Origin of the sequence: Saccharothrix coeruleofusca, from assembly GCF_017876325.1 — a bacterium.
Lineage (GTDB): Bacteria > Actinomycetota > Actinomycetes > Mycobacteriales > Pseudonocardiaceae > Actinosynnema > Actinosynnema coeruleofuscum.
Map to the genome: position 1 here is coordinate 2,587,186 of NZ_JAGINV010000001.1, position 19,641 is coordinate 2,606,826.

Genomic DNA, 19,641 nt, shown 5'->3' on the forward strand with positions numbered 1-19,641 from the left:
AGCCCCATACGGTGCACTGTGAGCCGAGGCGGAGGAGACGTGGATTGCCGGGTGCGGGAGGAGGCCGTGTGACACCGCGGTTGTCCACCGGCCAGGTGCCGGGCGCGTTCGACACCGCGGCGGCGGGCTACGACCTGCTGGTCGGCCTCAACCCCGGCTACCACGAGGGGTTGCGCCGCTCCGCGCGGGCGCTGCGGCTGCCCGGCGGCGGGGCCGGGCTGCGGGTGCTGGACCTGGGCTGCGGCACCGGAGCCTCGACCGCCGCGCTGCTGTCGGTGGCGCCGGAGGCGGAGATCGTCGCCGTGGACGCCTCGGCCGGGATGCTCGACCGCGCTCGGGCCAAGTCCTGGCCCGCAGGGGTCCGCTTCGTGCGCTCCCGCGCCGAGGACCTGGCCGAGGCCGGGGTGAGCGGGCCGTTCGACGCGGTGTTCGCCGCTTATCTGGTGCGCAACCTGCCCGACCCCGACCCGACCCTGCGCGTGGTGCGCGAGCTGCTGCGCCCCGGCGCGCCGCTGGTGGTGCACGAGTACGCGGTGCGCGGCTCGCTCCTGCGCACCGCGATCTGGACCGCGCTGTGCTGGGGTGTGGTGATCCCCGGTGGCCTGCTGGTCACCCGCGACCACCGCCTCTACACCTACCTGTGGCGCAGCGCGTTGCGCTTCGACAGTCCGGGGGAGCTGCGGGATCGCTTGCGCCGCAACGGTTTCACCGGCGTCCGCAGCACGCCCCTGCCGGGGTCGCAACTGGGTGTCGCGCACACCTTCCTGGGCCGCGCGCCCCTGCCGGAGCGCGGGTGACCGCGCGGATGACCGGGCGGATGACCGGGCGCGACCGCGAGGCCGTGCGCGTCGAAGGCCCGCGCGGTCAGTCCGGCCAGCGGCCGGTGCTGCGCAGGGCGTAGCGGCGCTCGGCGTAGGCGAGGTCGTCGCGCCACAGCCGCGCCGCCGCCCACCGCATCAGCGGCCGGATCACCGGGGCGGCGGGCCGGGCCAGGCCGAAGCCGCGCCTGCTGGAGTGCGCGATGGTCGCCTCGACGACCGCGGTGCGCGCCGAGCCGTCCGGAGCGGGGGCCAGGGGGGTGGCGTGGGTCTCGACCACGCTGCCCTCACCCTCGCCCTCCACGATGTGCATGACGATGGTGCGCGGCTCGGGACAGGTGAACGTGGCGACCACGGGCACCCCGACCCGCCGCGCCACCTTGAACGTCACCTCGACCAGGAACCGGTCGTCCTGCTCGGTCGGCGTGGCCAGCACCCGCAGGTTGGCGAACGAGTACGGGTGGAACCACGCGCCGTGCCACGGGTCCAGCCGGTTGGCCACCACGTCCTCCGGCTCGCAGCGGCCGACCAGGGTGGCCACCGCGTCGATCGACCCGGACGGCGGGCGCACCGGCAGCACCGGTTCGGGCAGCGGCTCCTCCCCGCCCACCTCGTCCAGCCGCACCCACACCAGCACGCCGTCGTCGTGCGCGGGCAACGGCGTCCACGCGCCGAACTTCTTCTCACCCAGCGCCAGTCCGTGCCACCGGCACACCAGCCTGCCCCGGTGCACCGCGCCGTCGCACAGCGGGGCGCCCAGGTGCGGGCACGAGCCGCCGCCCGCCTTCAACGTGCCCGCGGACCCCCGCCACAGCACCACCTCGCGCCCCGCGACGGTGCGGCCGAACGGTTTGTCCGCCACCACCTCGCGGCTGGCGCCGACGACGTACCAGTTGCCCGAGGGGCGGGCCTGGGCGCGCTTGAGCGCCGCCTCGATCAGCGCGGGCTTGGCGTCCCGCCAGGTCGGTTCCTGCTCCGCCCACGGACGGACGGCGAACCGGCGCAACGGGATGCGGCTGGGCATCGGGCACTCCTCCGGTCGGTCAGGCGGAACGGGCCAGGACCGCCCTGGCCAGCGCGGGCAGCGCGACGGCGAGCCGCTTGCCGCTGGACACCACGACCCGGCGCGAGAGCACGTCGTAGTCGGCTTCCTCGATCAGGTCCAGGATGCCGCCGTAGAGCCGCAGCGCGGTGGCCACGCAGGGGCGCGAGCGCGGCGCGAGCATCGCCACGCCCGGCGCGGCCTCCCGGTAGACCGCGCGGGTGCGGGCGACCTGGTGGGCCAGCGCGCGCCGGATGCGCGGGTCGGTGCGGCCGGTGCGCCGCGCCCACTCCAGCAGCGGCCGGTCCACGCCGAACGCGGCCAGCTCGTCGGCGGGCAGGTACACCCGGCCGCGGTCGAGGTCCTCGCCCACGTCGCGCAGGAAGTTGGTCAGCTGGAAGGCCACGCCCAGCGCCGCCGCCCTGGGCGCGGCCTCCTCGCGCGGCGCGCTGGTGCCCAGCACCGGCAGCACCTGCAGGCCGATCACCGCCGCCGAGCCGTGCACGTACCGCGCCAGGTCGGCGTAGGTGGGGTACTCGGTGACGGTCAGGTCCATCCGCATCGAGTCCATGAAGTCGCGGAACAGCTGGTGGTCGATGTCGTAGCGGCGGGTGGTGTCGACCAGCGCGGAGACCACCGGGTCGTCGCTGCGGCCCTCGGCCAGGCCGCGGGTCAGCCGGTCGTCCACGGCGGCCAGCTCCGCGGCCCGCTGCGCGGGGTCGCGGCCGTCACCGATCTCGTCGACGATGTCGTCGGCCCACCGCGCGAACCCGTACAGCGCGTGGATCGCGGGCCGCTGCTCGGGGCGCAGCAGCCGGGTGGCCAGGTAGTAGGTGCGGCCGTGCTGGGCGTTGAGCGCGCGGCAGCGCCGGTAGGCCAGGCGCAGCGCCGGGTCGGTGATGGCCGCGGCGTCCAGTTCGCGGTCGACGGACATTCGGGGTGGTCCTTCCGGGAGGGGCGGCTCCAACGCTAGGGCCGCGCGTGCGCGCGCGCACAGCGAGATCGTCTGTCATGCGGACCCACCCGGCCACTGCTTAGCTCGGAACCACACCGGCCACCACCCGCGAGGAGGCAGCGATGTCGCTGGCAACCACGGTCGACTCCGGCCACCCGTCCGCGCCACCCGCCGACGACGCCCTCCCGGCGCGGCTGGGATTAGCGCTGGAGGACTTCCTGCGCGAGCGGCCGCACGCCGAGCTGGCCCCCGAGCTCGCCGAGGAGGTGCGCGCCCTGGTGCTGGGCGGTGGCAAGCGGGTCCGGCCCACGTTCGCCTGGTGGGGCTGGCGCGCGGCCGGTGGCGCGCCGCGCGGGCAGGCCGCCGAGACGGCGCTGCGCGCCCTGGTGGCGCTGGAGCTGCTGCAGGCGTGCGCCCTGGTGCACGACGACGTGATGGACCGCTCCACCACCCGGCGCGGCCGCCCCGCCGCGCACCGCGCGTTCGCCACCCGGCACCGCCGCGCCCGCTGGGCGGGCGACTCGCGCCACTACGGCGACTGCGCGGCCATCCTGGTCGGCGACCTGGCCCTGGCCTGGGCGGACGACGCCCTGGTCGGTGCGGGCCTCGACCCGGCGGCCCTGCGGCGGGCCTGGCGGCCGTGGCAGGCCATGCGCACCGAGATGATGGCCGGGCAGCACCTGGACCTGGTGGCCACCGCGCGGCGCGAGGAGTCGCTGGAGGAGACCCTGCGGGTGGCGCGGTTCAAGACCGCGGCCTACACCGTGGAGCGGCCCCTGCACCTGGGCGCCGCGCTGGCCGACGCCCCCGCCGCCCTGGTCGAGGCGCTGCGCGCGTTCGGCCGGGACGTGGGCGTGGCCTTCCAGCTGCGCGACGACCTGCTCGGCGTGTTCGGCGACGTGGCGGTCACCGGCAAGCCGGTCGGCGACGACCTGCGCGAGGGCAAGCGCACGCCGCTGGTGGCCACCGCCCTCGGGCTGGCCAGGGCCGCGGGGCGGGAGCGGGACGTGCGGCTGCTGCGGGACTGCCTGGGCGGCCCGATCGACGAGGAGACCGTGGCACGGGTGCGCGCCCTGCTGGTCGAGCTGGGCGCGGTGGCCGCGATCGAGGAGCGGATCGGCGCGCTGACCGCGCGCGGGCTGCAGGCGCTGGAGGGCGTCGCCGTGGAGCCGGTCGCGCGCGAGCGCCTGGTGCGACTGGCCGCCGAGGCCACGGCCCGCAAGTACTGAGGACGACAACCGGAGGGCAACACCGTGGCGCACGTCGTGACCGGTCGGACCGACTCGGTCGTGGTGGTCGGGGCCGGGCTGGCCGGGCTGTCGGCCGCGCTGCACCTGCGCGGCGACGGCCACGAGGTCACCGTCGTGGAGCGGCTGCCGCACCCCGGCGGCCTGGCCGGGCGGCTGGACCTGGAGGGGCACCGGATCGACACCGGCCCCACCGTGCTGACCATGCCGGAGCTGCTGGACGAGGCGCTGGCCGCGGTCGGCGAACGGCTGGCCGACCGGATGGAGCTGCTGCCGCTGCACCCGGCCTACCGGGCCACCTTCGCCGACGGCAGCGCGCTGGACGTGCACACCGACGCCGAGCGGATGGAGCAGGCGGTCCGCGAGTTCGCGGGCGGACGGGAGGCGGCGGGCTACCGGGAGCTGAGGTCGTGGCTGACCCGGCTGTACGAGGTGGAGCGCGAGCGGTTCATCGGCGCGAACTTCGACTCGCCGCTGGACCTGCTGGGACGCGACCTGGTGGCGCTGACCCGGATGGGCGGCTTCGGGTCGCTGGCGGGCGCGGTGGGCCGGTTCCTGCGCGACGAGCGGCTGCGCCGGGTGTTCACCTTCCAGTCGCTCTACGCGGGGGTCGCCCCGCGTCACGCCCTGGCCGCCTACGGGGTCATCGCCTACATGGACACCGTCGCGGGCGTGTGGTTCCCGCGCGGCGGGATGCGGGCGGTGCCGCAGGCGCTGGCCGACGCCGCCGAGGCGGCCGGGGTCCGGTTCCACTACGGCGCCGAGGTCGTCGCACTGGAGCGGTCGGGCGCGCGGGTCACCGCCGTGCGCACGGCGGAGGGGTGCGTCCCCTGCGACGCGGTGGTCCTGGCCACCGGGCCGGGGCAGAGCGCCCGCCTGCTGCGCGGCCGGGCGCGGCCGGTGCCGCTGCGGTGGTCGCCCTCCGCGGTGGTGGTGCACCTGTCGGCCGCCAGGGTGGCCGACGACCTGGCGCACCACACCATCTCCTTCGGCGAAGCGTGGGACCGCACGTTCCGGGAGATCGTCGGCGATGGCGCGCTGATGAGCGACCCCTCGCTGCTGCTGACCACGCCCAGCCTCACCGACCCCGGACTGGCCCCCGCGGGCAGGCACCTGCAGTACCTGCTCGCCCCGTGCCCGAACCTGGAGGCCGCGCCGCTGCGGTGGGACGTGCTGGGGCCGCGCTACGCCGAGGAGCTGGTGGGGGAGCTGGCGCGGCGCAAGCTCGTCCCGGCCGCGGCGGACGTGACCGTGCTGTCGCTGGCCACGCCGGACGACTGGGCGCGCGCGGGGCAGGCGGCGGGCACGCCGTTCTCGCTGGCCCACACCTTCGGCCAGACGGGCCCGTTCCGGCCGGGCAACCTGCCGTCCCGGCGCGGCAACGTGGTGCTGGCGGGCAGCGGCACCACCCCCGGCGTGGGCATCCCGCCGGTGCTGATCTCCGGCCGCCTGGCGGCACAGCGCTTGCGATCTGCTCAATAGCTTCAGTGTTGACTGGAATAAATCGAAAAGTCTTCGCGTTCGGCGTGGGCAGTGGGAATGGACCCGCCGCTGGACGAAAAGGGGTTCTCCTGTGCCCGTTGGGGTCAGGTGCACGACAGCCGGGCGTCGGCCCAGTCGGCGTGGTCGAAGTTGCGGCCGTCGCCACCGTCGGTCACTCGCAGGGTGAGCAGGCGTACTCCGGTGGTGTCGACCTGGATCGGTCGTGCTGGTCCTCTGCCTCGGAGCACACCGCTGTCGTGCAGTGGTCGGTCGTCGCCGAGGACTTGGAAGGAGACCGAGCCGGGGGAGGTGGTCTCGTCGTCCAGACCGATGGCCGCGGTGAAGGTGGTGCACTGGCCTCCCAAGTAGACCGACAGCTCGGAGGGGGCGTGGGTGCCGATGCCCTTGGGGTAGACGACCGCGCCGATGGTCAGCGGGTTGCCGTCGCCTCTGTTGGTCTCGCCGTTGGACAGGTCGCGTTCGATGGGGCCCCAGCCGTTGGTCTCGTTGGTGAAGGGGAGGTCGCTGAGGTAGGGGGTGCCGGTGGGGGCGGGCGGTGGGACGAATACGCGCACCGCTTGTTCCACGTGGACGCGGTCTTGTCCGGGTAGGTCGAATTCCGCGTGCACCGGGAGGTCGATGTTTCCCGTGGGGCTGTGCTCGGCCACGCGCACGGTCCACTTGCCACTGATGTTCTCGCCTTGGCGCAGCAGGTGTCGTCGCACGGGTGGGCCGTCGACCTGCCAGCCTTGGGGTGGGGTGGTGGTGAGGACGACGTTGGTGGCTCGTGCGTCGCCGGTGAGGGTGAACTCGCCGGTGATCTCGACGGTGGTGCCCTTGGGTGCGTCCACGACCTGCTGCGGGGTCACGGTCAGCGAGGTGGTGGGGACTTGGGGGATGGGCTGGTCGCAGGTGTGCAGGCCGGGGTGGTAGCGGCAGGCGATGGCGGCGAAGCCGCCGTTGGCGCGCACGTCGACCGTCAGCGTCTGCCAGGGGTGCAGGAGGTGGGTGTCGCGTTGGACGTCGCCGCGGGTGTGGGCGGGGTCGTCGCGGATCACCTCGACCAGCCACCGGCCGCCGTCGAGGAAGTTCAGCGGTGCTCGCAGGGTGCGGGCCTCGCCCGCGGAGATGCCGCCGATGAACCAGCGGTCGGCGTCGCGCCTGGCCACCACGGCGTGGGTGTCGGGGTCGCCGGTGAGGACTTCGGTGCGGTCCCAGGTGGTGGGCAGTTGGTTGAGGTAGCGCAGTGCTCGGGGGTGTCGTTGGTAGGCCTCGGGTTTGTCGGCGAAGTGGGTCCAGCCGGATTCGTAGACCACCGGTAGTGCGACTTCGTGGGCGATGGACGCTTCGCGGTTGCCGACTTCCAGTGATACGGGCGTGTAGTCCATGGAGCCTGCGACGTTGCGGGTGAAGAACTGCACGGGGTTGTTGGCCGCGGGCGGGTAGTTCTCCGCGCCTCGCACCGCTTCCATGGTCATCACGTGCGGCCAGGTGCGTGCCAGGCCGTGCGGGATGGTCGAGCCGTGGAAGTTGACCATCAGGCGCAGTTCGGCGGTTTTGGCCAGTACGGCGTCGTACCACTGGTAGCGGGCTTGGCTGTCGGATTCCATGAAGTCGAGCTTCACGCCGCGGGCGCCCCACTGCTTGACCTGTGGTAGCACCGAGTCGCGTTCTTCGGGGGTGTCCAGGTCGGTCCAGCGGAACCACAGCAGGACCTGCACGCCTCTGGCGCGGGCGTAGCGGATGAGTTCCGGTACCCACTGGGCGCTCCAGCCCTCGTCGACGAGGGTGTACTGCCAGCCGTTGCGGGCGGCGAAGTCCACGTACTGCTTCTGGCGTTCGAAGTCGCCGGGGCTGGAGTGCTCGCTCAGCCAGGACCAGGCGACCTTGCCGGGTGCGATCCAGGAGGTGTCGGTGAACTTCGCGGGTGGGGCGAGGTCGTCGACCAGGGTGGACTCGCCGAGGGTGGCGGGGTCGCCGATGATGGCGGTGCGCCAGGGGGTGCGCAGCGGGCCGGGGGAGGTGATCCGCTGGTCGGCCAGCACCACTTCGTGCAGTGGTGAGCCTTCGGTGTGGCGCAGCCTGCTGCCGGAGTAGCGTCCGTCCACATCGGACTCGGTGAGCAGCACGTGGTCCTGGCCGACCCGGAACAGGGAGGGGTAGCCGAACTCGCCGGTGGCGGCTGCGGTGGTGCGCACGCGGTTGGCCTCGTACCAGGCGTTGTAGGGCAGCAGCCAGGCCGGTGCGTCGGGGGGCAGGGCGAAGGCGGAGGCTTCGCCGGTGACGGTGACCGGGCCGGGAGTGGAGTAGCGGTAGGCCACGCCGTCGGTGGCGACTCGCACCACCAGGTCGAGCCGCTCGCCGTGCTCGCCTTGGAACGACAGGGTGCTCTCGGTCATCCGCGACGAGCGCTGGAGGCGTTTTCCGGTGGTCATCGCGTACCGCTCGGTGACCACGCGGTCGCGGCGGCCGATCGGGCGCAGTCCGCGGGTGAGGTCGGCCTGCGTGGTGCGCAGGCCGACCGGCGCGGGGGCGAGGACTTGGCGGCCGTCGCGGGTGGCGGCGACGGTCACCGTGCCGTCGGCGGGGTCCAGCGCTACCTGGGCGGACAGCGATGACGGGCCGTCGACCACCCACCGGTCGGGTGCGGCCTGCGCGGGTGGGGCGGGTGCCAGCAGGGCCAGTGCGATGGCCGCGCCGAGCGCGGGTCGGGGTGGTCGGGGCACGGGTGACCTCCGGGGGCGGCGGCGGGGAGGGTTATCGGGCGGCCAGTTCGGCGACTTCGGCGGGGGAGAGGGCGCGGTCGAACAGCCGGACCTCGTCCACGTCGCCGCGCAGGAAGTCGACCTGGTTGCCGCCGTACTGGGCGCGGCCGATGACGGTGTGCCCGCCCGCCTGCTTGAGCACGCAGGCTTGGCGCGTGGCGACCTGCTCGCCGTCGACGTAGAGCGCGACGGTGCCGGTCGTGGCGTCGTGCACGCCGGTCAGGTGGTACCAGCGGCCGGGTTCGGGTTTGGTCGGCGACAGGGCGCGCAGGCCCACGAAGCTCATGGCCCAGCGCTGGTCCTGGCCGGAGTACTGCAGGAAGAACCCGCTGTCGCGGTCGCCGTCCTGGCTGACCACGGTCTGGAACGCGCCGCCCGCTTCGTCCAGCCGCACCCTGGCGGCGACCGAGTAGCTGCCCGCGGTGTCGATCAGGGCGGCGCCGGTGTCGGCGAAACCGCTGCCGTTGAAGGAGACCGCTCCCTCGGTCCACTCGGCGTTGATCAGGGTGGCGTCGGCGTCGCCCGCGGAGTCCCGCGCGGTGGTGCCGCTGCCCTCGTCGAAGCGGTAGGCGTGCACCCCGGCCAGGCCGGGGGTGCCCGGTCCGGGCGGGGTGTGGCCGCCGCTGCCGTCGGCTTCCCGGATGATCTGCTCGTTGATCGCCTTGACCTGGGCGTAGTCCATCTTGCGGACTTGCCGGTCGTAGGTGAGGAAGCCGTTGACCTCGTGCTCGACGTCGGTGATCTGGGTGTAGATCGCGCCGCTGATGGCGCAGCGCTGGGCGGCGGCGAGCACGTCGCGCTGGTTCTCCACGTACTTGCGGGTCAGGGTCGCGCTGTCGGGGGTCATCTCGTAGCCGTGGCCTTCGCCGAACCACATGTGGTCGGCGACCTCCAGGCCGTAGCCGCCGTGCTCGCCGTCGATGGAGACCCGGCGGGCGTCGGGTCGCGGGGCGGCCGGGCCGGGGTAGCTGTGCCAGTCGATGACGTCGCCGCGGCCGGAGTCGCCCAGCGAGTCGCAGCAGTTGACGCCGCTGTGGGCGTTGACGAGCCTGCTGGGGTCCAGTGCTTTGACCTCGTCGGCGATGCGGCCGGTGTCCTCGCGCGACCACTCGCCCCAGCCCTCGTTGAACGGCACCCAGCCGATGATCGAAGTCCAGTTCTTCTTCTGCCGCACCATTTCCCGCAGTTCTTCCTCGAACTGCCGCTGCGCGTCGGCCGGGGGGCGTCCGGGTCGGGTGGAGGGCATGTCCTGCCACACCAGCAGTCCCAGCTTGTCGGCGTGGTAGTACCAGCGGTCGGGTTCGACCTTGATGTGCTTGCGGACGGTGTTGAACCCCAGGGCCTTGTGCTCGGCCAGGTCGAACCGCAGCGCCTGGTCGGTGGGGGCGGTGTAGATGCCGTCGGGCCAGTAGCCCTGGTCCAGTGTGGACATCAGGAACAGCACCCGGCCGTTGAGGGTGATGCGCTGCCTGCCGTCCTCACCCGTGGTGGTGCCGATCTCGCGCATCCCGAAGTAGGACGACACCCGGTCCACCGGCTTGCCGCGGCGCTTGAGGGTGACCTCCAGGTCGTAGAGGAACGGCGAGTCCGGTGTCCACAGCTTGGCGCGTGGCACCCGCACGTCCATCTTGGTGCCCGCCTTGCCGCTGGTGCGGGTGACGACCTTGCCGTGGTCCTTGACCGTCACGTCGGCGGTCAGGTCCGGTTCGGAGGTCTGGACGGTCAGGGCGAGGGTGGAGGTGTCGACGTCGGGTGTCATGTCCAGCGACCGCACGTGCGCCTTGGACACCGGTTCCAGCCAGACCGTCTGCCAGATGCCGGAGGCGCCGGTGTAGAAGATGCCGCGGTCGGGGACCAGGCGCTGCTTGCCCACCGGTTGCCAGGTGGCGTCGGCCAGGTCCTCCACGCCGACCACGATCTCCTGCGGTCCCCTGCGGTGCAGGGCGTCGGTGATGTCGGCGGAGAACGCGCCGTAGCCGCCGACGTGCTGGGTGACCTGCTTGCCGTTGACGTAGACGGTGGCGCGGTAGTCCACCGCGCCGAAGTTGAGCACGACCCGGTCGTTCCAGTGCCGGGGCAGGTCGAAGGTGCGCCGGTACCACATGCGGTCCTCGTGCCGCTCGATGCCCGACAGGGCCGACTCGATGGGGTAGGGAACGAGCACGCGCTCGCCCAGGGTGCGCCCGAACGGGGGCGTTTCGCCTGGGGTGGCGCCCGCGAACTGCCACACGCCGTTGAGGTTGAGCCAGTCCTGGCGGACCAGTTGCGGGCGCGGGTACTCGGGCAGGGCGTTGTCGGGGGAGACCTGCGCCGACCACGGTGTGGGCAGCTTCGGCGGTTTGGGCGTCCAGCCGCCCGGCGCGGCGCCGGTGGTGGCGAGCAGGACCGGCAAGAGCAGCAGCACTGCCAGGCGGGTGGTCGTGGACCGTGTGCGCCGAAGTGATGACATCGTTGTCAGCCCCCTGTGCCCGTTCGCGCTCGGTAGCGGGATCGCTGCCCATCGTCACCGGCCGGTCGAGGCGGGGTCAAGACCACCGATGGGGATCAGCAGGACAGGATTTGTCCGGACCATTCGGTTGACCCGGTGGCGGCGGTGGGGTATGCGTGGGCGCGGTCGGACCCGGTCAGCGGCGCGCCACCGCGAGCACTCCTGTCAGCAGGCCCAACGTCAGCAGCGCCGAGGCGGCGAACACCGCGCGCAGCCCGAACGCCTGTCCCAGCACGCCGCCCGCTGCCGCGCCCAGCGGCAGCGAACCCCAGAGCAGCAGTCTGCTGCCGCTGGTGACCCGTCCCAGCAACCGGTCGGGGGTGGTGCGCTGCCGCAGCGACAACGCGACGACGTTCCACACCACGACCCCCATCCCGCCCGCGAAGAACGCGGCCCCGATCGGGAGCGGCTGGGTCGTCACCGCCGGAGCACCCGCCATCGCGGTGCCCGCCAGGACGGCCAGCGCGAACGAGCCGGTCCGCCCCAGGGCCCCCGCCACCCGTTCGGCCACCAGCGAGCCGGCCAGCCCGCCCGCCGCCATCGCGGTCAGCAGCAGGCCGAAGCCCGTGTCCGACAACCCCATCGCGGAGCCGGGTCCGACCGCGTGCAGCACCAGCACCGCCCCCACCGCGCCGCGGGCGAAGTTGAACACTCCGCCGGTCACCGCCAGTACCCGTAGTAGTCGGTCGCGCCACAGGTAGCGCAGTCCTTCGGCGATGTCGGCGCGCAGGGCGGTGGGCTCGCGGCGGTCGGTCCGGAACCCTCCGCGCACCGACCACAGCGCCGCCACCGCGGCGCACCACAGCGCGGCGGGTGCCCCGAACGCGAGGGTCGTGCCCGTCGCGACCAGCAGCCCGGCCAGCGGCGGGCCTGCGAACTCGTTGGTGGTCAACTCGACTGCGAACAAGCGGCCGTTGGCGCGCGGCAACGCCTCGGACGGCACCAGTGCGGGCAGCACCGACTGCGCCGCGGTGTCGTGGACCGTCTCGGCGATGCCGACGCCCAGCGCCACTGCGTACAGCACCCAGATCGAGTCGGCACCCCCTGCGGCGGCGACCGCGAGCACGCCCGCCAGCGCGGCGCGCGCGGTGTTGGCGCCCAGCGCCGCCCATCTGCGGTCCACCCGGTCGACCAGCGCCCCGGCGGGCAGTGCGAACAGCAGCCAGGGCAGGGTCGTCACCACCGCCACGCCCGCGACCAGCACGGGGGAGCGGGTCGCGTGGGCGGCGGCCAGCGGCAGGGCGACCTTGACCAGCCCGTCGGCCAGGTTGGACAGCCCTGAGGAGGCCCACAGCCGCCAGAAGGGCGCACCGAGGGGGTGTCGCGTCATCGGTGGAGAATCCCACATCGATGGAGAAAACTCCATCGATGTGGGAGTTCTCGATCAGCGGATACGCTCCGGCCATGCGCCGTCGTCCTGCCACCGCCCAGGAGGCCAAGGCCCTGTCCCACCCGCTGCGCCTGCGCGTGCTGCGGCTGTGCGGGCAGCAGGAGTTGACCAACAAGCAGTTGGCCGACCGACTCGACCGCGATCCGGGAACCGTGCTCTACCACGTCCGCCAACTGGTCCGGGCGGGGCTGCTGGAGCAGGGGCCGGTGCGCGCGAGCGACAGCGGCGCCCTGGAGAAGCCCTACCGGTCCACCGAGCGGTCGTGGTGGCTCGGCGCGCCGGAGGAGGAGGTCGAACCGGACTCGCCGCTGGCGCCCGTGGAGGCGTTCCAGGACGAGCTGCGGGAGGCGGGCGCCGGGTCGGTGCGGACGGTCGCGCGCTTCTCGCTGCACCTGTCCGAGGAGGACCTCGCCGAGCTGGACCGGCGCATCGGCGCCGTGCTCGACGAGTACGCGGACACCGAGCACCAGCGCCTCGACCGGCCCGTGCACGGCGGCATCCTGGTGATCCACCGGATGGCGGAGTGAGCCGGTGCCCTCGCGCCGCCGCTGCCTGGCGGCGTGTGCCGCGCGCCGATTCTGTCCGATCGTGTCAGTGACAGCTTATTGGTCTGAACCATAGGCTCGCACGTGCCGCCGCCGTCCTTTGGTCCCCTGCGACACAAGGGAGTTGGCATCCCGTGAGGACAGCACGCACACTGCTGGCACTGGCCGTGGCCACCGCCGCGGCGACCGCGTCCGCCACCGTCCCCACCGCGCTGGCCGATCAGCCGGTGGACCGGATGCTGGCGCAGCAACCGCTCATCCGCGCCGCCGACGTGATCCAGGCCGAGGTCCTGCGCGGCGGGCACACCGGGTTCGCGGGCATCGTCCTGGAGGACGACCACGTGGCCCTGTGGTGGAAGGGGGAGGTGCCCGAGCCGATCACCACCGCCGTCGCCCGCGCCACCCGCCAGGCCCCGGTCCGCGTGCGCCCCGCCGCGCACTCCAACGCCGAGCTGCGCGCGGCGGCCGCCGCCATCGACGCCCGACGCGGCCCCGACTCGCCTGTGCACGCGGTGAAGATCCCCGCCGACGGCAGCGGGCTGGTGCTGGGTACCCGGCCGGGCGCGGAGGCGTTCACCGCCTCGCTGGAGGTCGACGTCCCGGTCCGCACGGTCGTGGAGGAACCGCTGGCGCCGGTCTCACGGCAGAACGACAGCCCGCCGTGGAAGGGCGGGGCGACCATCGTGCTGGGCGGTTCGGCCGCCTGCACCTCCGGCTTCTCCGTGCGCACCGGCGACAACGCCCGGTACCTGCTCACCGCGGCACACTGCGGCCAGTCCGGCGCCCGTGTCACCGACCCGACCGGTGAGCACATCGGCAACGCCGGGGCCAGGCACGCCGACCACGACATCATGCTCATCCCCACCGGCAACGTGGTCAACCAGCAGTACGTCGGCGGCGGCGACAGCAACAGCACCGAAATCGTGCGCGGCTGGGGCGATGTCTACACCGGCGAGTACCTGTGCCAGTCCGGCGTCACCAGCGCGCGGGAGACCGGCGGCCCCGTCTGCGACCTGAAGGTGCTGTTCTTCTACAGCGACCGCGAGGACCTGGTGGAGGCCGAGCAGCAGGGCGGCAGGCCCGCCGCCCGCCCCGGCGACAGCGGCGGCCCGGTCTACGGGCCCTCCTCGGCGGGCGGCGTGATCGCCAAGGGCACGGTCACCCGCACCGCCGGAGCCCGGCTGGGCTTCCAGGACTTCCGCACCGCCTCCCGCGACTTCGGCGTCTACATCCCCCTGTAACCCGCCCCCTGTAACCCGGTGGTGCCCCCGTCCCGGCGGGGGCACCACCGGCGCCTCATGCACCCGTGGCGGGGGCGAAGGCGCGGCGCACCGCCTCGGCGAGCGCCGCGCGACGCCGGGCGTGGTCGGCCTCGGGGTCGTCCTCGGTGACCGCGTCGAACAGGCTGGCAGGCGACCAGGTCAGCGCCATCGTGCCGACCAGGGCCAGCACGTCGGCCGGGTCGAAGGACGGATCGACGTGCCCGTCGCGCTGGGCGTCGGAGACCGCGCGCAGCTTGCGCGCGTGCTGCTCGTCCATGCCGGTGGCCAGCGGGCCGCGAGGGAGGCGCTCCAACCGCGCCCAAGTGGCCAGGCGGGCCAACTCGGGACGGGTCAGGCAGGCGTCGTAGAGGGCGACCGCGTAGCCGGGGAGGTCCGTGGCGTCCAGTGGCACGGTGTCGACGATGGCCTCGGCATGCTGCTTGAACACCGCGTCGAACAGGCCGTCCTTGTCGCCGAAGTAGGCGTAGAGCTGCGCCTTGTTCACCTTGGCGTTGGCCGAGATCCGGTCGACCCTGGCGCCCGCGATGCCGTAGGCGGCGAACTCCGCGGTGGCCGCCTCCAGCAGACGGCGTCGGGTGGCCTGTGCGTCCTTCACGGCAGCAGTGTAACCAACCGGTTGGTTTGACACTTGCGCTCGGTGATCCCTACGGTGAATTAAGCAACAAACTAGTTAGTTGTATACTGTCGACCGAGGGGATGTGCACGGATGAAGGTGCGCGCGTACGCGGCATACGAGGCGGGGGCGGGGCTGCGCCCCTACGAGTACGAAGCGGGGCCGTTGGGCCCTGACGAAGTCGACGTGCGGGTGACGCACTGCGGCATCTGCCACACCGACGTCGGGGCGATCGACAACGAGTGGGACTACTTCAGCTACCCCCTGGTCGCCGGGCACGAGGTCGTGGGCGTCGTGGAAGCCGTCGGCGAGGCGGTCGACCAGGAACTGCTGCCGATCGGGCGGCGCGTCGGCGTCGGTGCCATCGCCGGGTCGTGCTTCCGGTGCGAGTGGTGCCTGAGCGGGCGGCAGAACCTGTGCCCCCGCAAGGACGACCTGGTGCTGCGCGGCGTCCGCGGCGGATTCGCCCACCACGTGCGCGCGGGCGACTGGCGTCACGTCCAGCCCATCCCCGACGCCATCCCCTCCGCCCAGGCGGCGCCCCTGCTCTGCGCGGGCGCCACCGTGTTCGCACCGCTGCTCACCCACCGGGTGCGGCCGGTGGACCGGGTGGCGGTGGTCGGCATCGGCGGCCTGGGGCACCTGGCCGTGCAGTTCCTGGCGAAGTGGGGGTGTGAGGTGACCGCCATCTCCACCACCTCGGACAAGGAGGCCGACGCGCGCCGCTTCGGCGCGACCGGGTTCATCGCCACCCGCGAGGAGGGAGCCCTGCGGGCGGCCGCGAACTCCTTCGACTTCGTGCTGTCCACCGTCTCGGCGGATCTGCCGTGGGACGACTACCTCGCCACCCTGCGACCCGGCGGCAAGCTCTGCGTCGTCGGAGTCCCGACCGGCCCGATCGCCGTCGGACCACTGGGCCTGCTGCCCGGCGCGAAGGCCGTCAGCGGCGCCATCCCGGGCTCGCCCGCGCAGACCCGGCAGATGTTCGACTTCGCCGCGCGCCACGGCATCGGAGCGCAAGCCGAGGTGTTCCCCGTCGCGCGGGCCGACGAGGCGCTGGACCGGGTCCGCAGGGGCCAGGCGCGCTACCGGGCGGTCCTGGAGTTCTGAGCAGGCGCCCCCGGTTGGACGGGCGGCCCCTCGCCGAGGGGCCGCCCGTGCCGTCCTCAGTCCTGCTCGGCATCCTCGTCCACGACGAGTCGCACGTCCGCCACGGTGGCAGGCGGCTCCGGCCGGTCGAGCACGGCCCCGAGACTCTGGTGCACCTGGCGGGCCACCGCCTGGCTCAGGCAGAGGTCGAGATCCCGGCCGAAGCCGATCTCCACGTCGCCGTCGGCGGTGATCGCGCACTTGACCGGCTGGTCGCCGACGACCTTGGCGTAGGCCGAGATGCCGACACCCGTGCTGGTGGTGATGGTGCTCATGGGTTGTGCGGTGTCCTTTCGGGTGAGTTCGTCCTCGCTGTCACGCACCGCGTCGGCGGGCGTGGGTTCGGGTGTTCCGCTGGTTTGGCTTATGCAGCGGAACTGTCACGAAGAGAGTGATGGGTGTTTCCGTCGCGCGGCCACCACGCGATTAGTGGGCCGATGGCCGGAAGTCCGAGGTAACGATGTGTCGATCACGACAGCGTATGCCGGTCGCTGTCATGAGGACTCCCGAGGTTGTGGCGTGGCACCAGTGTGCTGGTGCAACACCAGCATCACGGTGCAGCACCAATGAGCGCAATTCCCTGATCGGGCGATCAAGCTGAAGGGTGGATGGCTCCTATGCTGTGCCCCATGGTCAGCTCCAGTCCGAAGGCGGTAGCACTGGGGGCTCAGCTCCGAGCGGTTCGGGAGGCCAAGGACATCGGCCTGCGGGAGTTGGCACGACAACTCGGCGTCGACCACAGCGTGTTGTCCCGGATCGAGTCGGGGCAGCGGTCCCCGACTCCCCGCCAGGTCGCTGCCCACCTCACCTCGCTGGGAATCAGCGGTGTCGAGCGGGATCGGCTGGTGGAGATGGCCAGGAGCATGGCGGGTTCGTCATGGCTCGCGCTGACGTTGCCCGACCGCCAGGCCCAGCTCGCCGCGCTGTTGCAGTTCGAGCAGATGGCGTCCCGGATCGTCACGGTGGAACCACTGCTGGTTCCGGGACTGTTGCAAACCTCTGCCTATGCTCGCGCGATCATGTGCACCGGCAACGAAGTTCCCGTCAACGAGGTTGAAGTGCGCGTTGTTGCCCGGATAGGCCGCCGGGAGATCCTCACGCGCGAGGACGATCCGGTGCGTTTCACTGCTTTCATCGGTATGGCAGTCCTGCGGCACATCATCGGCAGTCCGGCTGTCATGGTCGAGCAGTTGCGGTACTTGATGAAGGTCGCTGAGCGCCCAAACGTCACCCTGCGCGTAATTCCCGACGAGGCTGGTTGGTACCACGGCTTGGAGGGCGCGTTCGTGATTCTCGACATTCAGGACAGCACGAGGATGGTCTACATCGAAAATCAACGTTCAGGGTTGTTCCTCCGGGACAAGAGGGATATCGCCGCATACGCGGAGTCCGTGGAGGCGGTGCGGGCTCTGGCGCTTGACCCGACCCGTACGGTCGAGGTGATCGCAGGTGAAGCCGAACGGATCAAGGGGAGCGCATGACGACGGAGTGGCGGAAGTCCAGCAGGAGTGGGCAGAGCACGAACTGCGTCGAAGTGCGCAGGACCTTGGAGGAGGTCAGGGACTCCAAGAACCTCGGCGGTCCGGTGCTGCGCTTCACCGACGCTAGGGCGATCAGGGCTTTTCTGACTGGAGTCCGCGCAGACTGATCGATTGGCGGGCCGGACAGTGCGCCCGCATCTGAGTATTGCCGTGAACCCCCAGCGATGGGAACCGACGTGAGAACGACTGAGTGAACGAAGTCCAGTAGATGACTGCTTTCCTGTCGGCGCTCCGGTCGACCTGACCACTTCGGGCGCGTCGGCAAGTACCACCCGACCCGCCCACAGACGCCGCTGACCACTACCCGACACCGGCCACCGACCGTCGCGTCAGGACGGACGGGGAGTCGGGTGGTGGTCGGCGGCGCGCGAAGGGGTGACGGGTGGTACTTGCGGGTCAGACTTCGTGGCGGGGCAGGGGTTCGGTGGCGGGGCCCTCCAGCACGCCGCCGTCCACGTCGAACCGCGACCCGTGGCACGGGCAGTCCCAGCTCCGCTCGGCGGAGTTGAACCGCACGATGCACCCCAGGTGGGTGCACCGCACCGACACCGCGTGCAGCCCGTCGGCCTCGTCCCGGTACACGCCCACCTTGTCGGTGCCGACCCGCACCACCCTGGCCTCGCCGCGCGGCACTTCCTCCACCGAGCGCGTGTCGGCGGGCTTGAGCCGGTCACCGACCATGTCGGCGGCCACCTCGACGTTCATCTTGGCCGCCGACCCCAGCGAGCGCAGCGACACCCGGTGGGGGCTGAACCGCTCGGCCCACGGGTTGTCCCGGTCGGTGACCAGGTCGGCCAGCATCATCGCGGCGAAGGTGCTGCCGGACAGGCCCCACTTCATGAACCCCGTCGCGGTGAACAGGCGCCGGGAGCCGGGCAGGTAGCTGCCCACCATCGGCAGCTGGTCGTAGGCGTTGACGTCCTGGGCCGACCACCGGTGGGTGATCGCCTCGACGTCCCAGTGCTGCCGGGCGAAGCGCTCCAGCTCCTGGTAGGGGGTGCCCTCGTCGCTGCCGGTCTTGTGGCTCTGCCCGCACACGATGAGCAGGTCCCGCCAGGCGCTCAGGGACCAGGACGGGCTGCCCGCGCTGATGGCCAGCCCGCGCGGGGGCCGCTGCCCGCGCAGCCGGGCGGCCACGCAGTAGGAGCGGGTGGTCTCCAGGCGGGCGAAGAAGCCGCCGCGGTCCAGCAGCGGGTAGTGGGTGGCGATCACGACCCGGTCGGCGGTGATCGTGCCGGTCGGGGTGTGCACCCGGCAGGGCTCGCCGTCGTCGAAGTCGGTGACCCGGCTGTCCTCGAACACCCGGCTGCCCTCGCCGTCCACCCTGGCGGCCAGCCCGTGCACGTACTTGACCGGGTGGAAGGCGATCTGGTCGTCCAGGCGCACGGCCGCGTGCACCGGGAACGGCACGCCCATCAGCTCGCCGCGGTCGAGGTGCACCGGCAGTCCCGCCTGCCGCGCGGCCTCCGCCTCGGCCTCGACGGCGGCGACCTCCTGCTCGGTGTAGGCGTAGGTGTAGGCCGGGTCGCGGCGCAGGTCGCAGTCGATCCCCTCGGCCAGCACGCCCACCTGGGCGACACCGGCGAGGCTGGCGGCGGCGTAGTCGGCCGCCGCGTCCGCGCCGTGCTTGTCGATGATCTTGGAGTAGACCGTGGACTGCAGCGCGCTGACCTTGGCGGTGTTGTTGCCGCTGACCCCGGTGCCGACCCGGCCCGCCTCCACCACGGCCACCCGCAGACCGGTGGCCTTGAGCAGCAGGGCGGTGGTGATCCCGGCGATGCCGCCGCCGACCACGGCGACGTCGAAGGTCTCCTCGCCCGCCACGGCGGGGTAGCGGCGGCGCGGCAGGGCCTCCAGCCACAGGGAGTTCTCGGCGGTCGTGGTGGTCACGGTGCTCCTTCCGGTCGACTACCCGGCGCATACCCGCTGCGGCTGGTTCGAACCGCCCCCGACCGGTTACCCACGGGCCCATGAGCGATCTACGGGAGTTCGTGCTGGAAGGACTGGCCGAGGACGAGCGGCGCGCGGCCGAGGGCAAGACGCCGCTGCTGCAGGACGCGGAGCAGATGGGCAGGCTGCGGGTCATGCGCACCGACGACGGGCGTGGCCTGCTGCTGGCCGCGGGCGGCACGGTGCCCATCGTCGACGACCCGCCGGTGACCTTCCGGGAGAAGGTGGAGTTCCTGCGCGCGGAGGTGGAGGCGGGCGCGGACGAGCCGACGTTGCGGATGCTGGCCGCCGCTTACGACACGCGGGTGGGATGGCAGGAGGAGTGGCGGACCTACGTGTGATCGGCGTTTGCGGCAGGGGGGCACGGGTAGAC

General features: G+C 72.5%; 17 protein-coding genes. 9 read left to right on the forward strand and 8 right to left on the reverse strand.

Features of this window, described 5'->3' with window-relative positions; all coding sequences use genetic code 11:
* Positions 1–68: 68 nt before the first annotated feature.
* Positions 69–797, forward strand: coding sequence for a class I SAM-dependent methyltransferase (locus tag JOF41_RS11880; protein WP_307867384.1), 729 nt, complete (start codon positions 69–71; stop codon positions 795–797).
* 67 nt (positions 798–864) lie between these two features.
* On the opposite strand, the gene JOF41_RS11885 is transcribed toward JOF41_RS11880, so the two are convergent.
* Positions 865–1,842, reverse strand: a complete 978-nt coding sequence (locus tag JOF41_RS11885) for a DUF5914 domain-containing protein (protein WP_209618595.1) — start codon at positions 1,840–1,842, stop codon at positions 865–867.
* 19 nt (positions 1,843–1,861) lie between these two features.
* Positions 1,862–2,794, reverse strand: coding sequence for a phytoene/squalene synthase family protein (locus tag JOF41_RS11890; protein ID WP_209618599.1), 933 nt, complete (start codon positions 2,792–2,794; stop codon positions 1,862–1,864).
* A 143-nt stretch (positions 2,795–2,937) separates the two neighbouring features.
* Here JOF41_RS11890 and JOF41_RS11895 point away from each other — a divergent pair, with 143 nt between their 5' ends.
* Positions 2,938–4,044, forward strand: a complete 1,107-nt coding sequence (locus JOF41_RS11895; RefSeq protein ID WP_189223708.1) for a polyprenyl synthetase family protein — start codon at positions 2,938–2,940, stop codon at positions 4,042–4,044.
* A 36-nt stretch (positions 4,045–4,080) separates the two neighbouring features.
* Positions 4,081–5,544 carry a phytoene desaturase family protein gene (gene crtI / locus JOF41_RS11900; protein WP_307867385.1) on the forward strand — a complete coding sequence of 488 codons (1,464 nt, stop codon included), beginning with the start codon at positions 4,081–4,083 and terminating at the stop codon, positions 5,542–5,544.
* 104 nt (positions 5,545–5,648) lie between these two features.
* Here the strand turns inward: crtI and JOF41_RS11905 are convergent, their stop codons facing one another.
* The 3 genes from JOF41_RS11905 to JOF41_RS11915 all read right to left on the reverse strand — a co-directional run bounded on the left by JOF41_RS11905 (position 5,649) and on the right by JOF41_RS11915 (position 12,127).
* The gene (locus JOF41_RS11905; protein WP_209618605.1) at positions 5,649–8,270 is read right to left on the reverse strand and encodes an NPCBM/NEW2 domain-containing protein; all 2,622 of its coding nucleotides are present in this window, start codon (positions 8,268–8,270) and stop codon (positions 5,649–5,651) included.
* Between the two features lie 31 nt (positions 8,271–8,301).
* The gene (locus JOF41_RS11910) at positions 8,302–10,758 is read right to left on the reverse strand and encodes a LamG-like jellyroll fold domain-containing protein (RefSeq protein ID WP_209618608.1); all 2,457 of its coding nucleotides are present in this window, start codon (positions 10,756–10,758) and stop codon (positions 8,302–8,304) included.
* A 175-nt stretch (positions 10,759–10,933) separates the two neighbouring features.
* Entirely contained in the window at positions 10,934–12,127 is a 1,194-nt protein-coding gene (locus JOF41_RS11915) for an MFS transporter (RefSeq protein WP_244989570.1), read from the reverse strand.
* Positions 12,128–12,201: 74 nt separating this feature from the next.
* Here JOF41_RS11915 and JOF41_RS11920 point away from each other — a divergent pair, with 74 nt between their 5' ends.
* Together JOF41_RS11920 and JOF41_RS11925 are read left to right on the forward strand one after the other, a co-directional pair.
* Entirely contained in the window at positions 12,202–12,714 is a 513-nt protein-coding gene (locus JOF41_RS11920; RefSeq protein WP_209618613.1) for an ArsR/SmtB family transcription factor, read from the forward strand.
* A gap of 152 nt (positions 12,715–12,866) precedes the next feature.
* On the forward strand, positions 12,867–13,973 hold the full coding sequence (locus JOF41_RS11925; RefSeq protein ID WP_189223703.1) for a trypsin-like serine protease: 1,107 nt from the start codon (positions 12,867–12,869) through the stop codon (positions 13,971–13,973).
* Between the two features lie 55 nt (positions 13,974–14,028).
* On the opposite strand, the gene JOF41_RS11930 is transcribed toward JOF41_RS11925, so the two are convergent.
* Positions 14,029–14,610, reverse strand: a complete 582-nt coding sequence (locus tag JOF41_RS11930; RefSeq protein ID WP_209618615.1) for a TetR/AcrR family transcriptional regulator — start codon at positions 14,608–14,610, stop codon at positions 14,029–14,031.
* 111 nt (positions 14,611–14,721) lie between these two features.
* On the opposite strand from JOF41_RS11930, the gene JOF41_RS11935 reads away from it, so the two are divergent.
* Positions 14,722–15,738 carry an NAD(P)-dependent alcohol dehydrogenase gene (locus tag JOF41_RS11935; protein ID WP_209618618.1) on the forward strand — a complete coding sequence of 339 codons (1,017 nt, stop codon included), beginning with the start codon at positions 14,722–14,724 and terminating at the stop codon, positions 15,736–15,738.
* A 56-nt stretch (positions 15,739–15,794) separates the two neighbouring features.
* On the opposite strand, the gene JOF41_RS11940 is transcribed toward JOF41_RS11935, so the two are convergent.
* Positions 15,795–16,052 carry a hypothetical protein gene (locus JOF41_RS11940; protein WP_209618621.1) on the reverse strand — a complete coding sequence of 86 codons (258 nt, stop codon included), beginning with the start codon at positions 16,050–16,052 and terminating at the stop codon, positions 15,795–15,797.
* Positions 16,053–16,406: 354 nt separating this feature from the next.
* Here JOF41_RS11940 and JOF41_RS11945 point away from each other — a divergent pair, with 354 nt between their 5' ends.
* Positions 16,407–17,258, forward strand: coding sequence for a helix-turn-helix domain-containing protein (locus tag JOF41_RS11945; protein WP_209618625.1), 852 nt, complete (start codon positions 16,407–16,409; stop codon positions 17,256–17,258).
* Positions 17,255–17,425 (forward strand): DUF397 domain-containing protein, encoded by a 171-nt coding sequence (locus JOF41_RS11950; RefSeq protein ID WP_209618627.1) that lies wholly within the window; start codon positions 17,255–17,257, stop codon positions 17,423–17,425. Before JOF41_RS11945 ends, JOF41_RS11950 begins: the two co-directional genes overlap by 4 nt.
* Positions 17,426–17,714: 289 nt before the next feature.
* Here JOF41_RS11950 and JOF41_RS11955 read toward each other — a convergent pair whose 3' ends face one another.
* Positions 17,715–19,208 carry an FAD-dependent oxidoreductase gene (locus tag JOF41_RS11955; protein WP_189223698.1) on the reverse strand — a complete coding sequence of 498 codons (1,494 nt, stop codon included), beginning with the start codon at positions 19,206–19,208 and terminating at the stop codon, positions 17,715–17,717.
* Positions 19,209–19,288: 80 nt separating this feature from the next.
* Here JOF41_RS11955 and JOF41_RS11960 point away from each other — a divergent pair, with 80 nt between their 5' ends.
* Positions 19,289–19,609 carry a DUF6221 family protein gene (locus tag JOF41_RS11960; protein ID WP_189223697.1) on the forward strand — a complete coding sequence of 107 codons (321 nt, stop codon included), beginning with the start codon at positions 19,289–19,291 and terminating at the stop codon, positions 19,607–19,609.
* Positions 19,610–19,641: the final 32 nt, after the last annotated feature.

Excerpts from the sequence above, each read along its gene's own strand:
- JOF41_RS11885 (WP_209618595.1), bottom strand. The coding sequence starts at position 1,842 with ATGCCCAGCCGCATCCCGTTGCGCCGGTTCGCCGTCCGTCCGTGGGCG.
- JOF41_RS11920 (WP_209618613.1), top strand. The coding sequence starts at position 12,202 with ATGCGCCGTCGTCCTGCCACCGCCCAGGAGGCCAAGGCCCTGTCCCAC.
- JOF41_RS11895 (WP_189223708.1), top strand. The coding sequence starts at position 2,938 with ATGTCGCTGGCAACCACGGTCGACTCCGGCCACCCGTCCGCGCCACCC.
- JOF41_RS11915 (WP_244989570.1), bottom strand. The coding sequence starts at position 12,127 with ATGACGCGACACCCCCTCGGTGCGCCCTTCTGGCGGCTGTGGGCCTCC.
- JOF41_RS11910 (WP_209618608.1), bottom strand. The coding sequence starts at position 10,758 with ATGTCATCACTTCGGCGCACACGGTCCACGACCACCCGCCTGGCAGTG.
- JOF41_RS11935 (WP_209618618.1), top strand. The coding sequence starts at position 14,722 with ATGAAGGTGCGCGCGTACGCGGCATACGAGGCGGGGGCGGGGCTGCGC.
- JOF41_RS11960 (WP_189223697.1), top strand. The coding sequence starts at position 19,289 with ATGAGCGATCTACGGGAGTTCGTGCTGGAAGGACTGGCCGAGGACGAG.
- JOF41_RS11945 (WP_209618625.1), top strand. The coding sequence starts at position 16,407 with ATGGTCAGCTCCAGTCCGAAGGCGGTAGCACTGGGGGCTCAGCTCCGA.
- JOF41_RS11950 (WP_209618627.1), top strand. The coding sequence starts at position 17,255 with ATGACGACGGAGTGGCGGAAGTCCAGCAGGAGTGGGCAGAGCACGAAC.
- JOF41_RS11940 (WP_209618621.1), bottom strand. The coding sequence starts at position 16,052 with ATGAGCACCATCACCACCAGCACGGGTGTCGGCATCTCGGCCTACGCC.
- JOF41_RS11890 (WP_209618599.1), bottom strand. The coding sequence starts at position 2,794 with ATGTCCGTCGACCGCGAACTGGACGCCGCGGCCATCACCGACCCGGCG.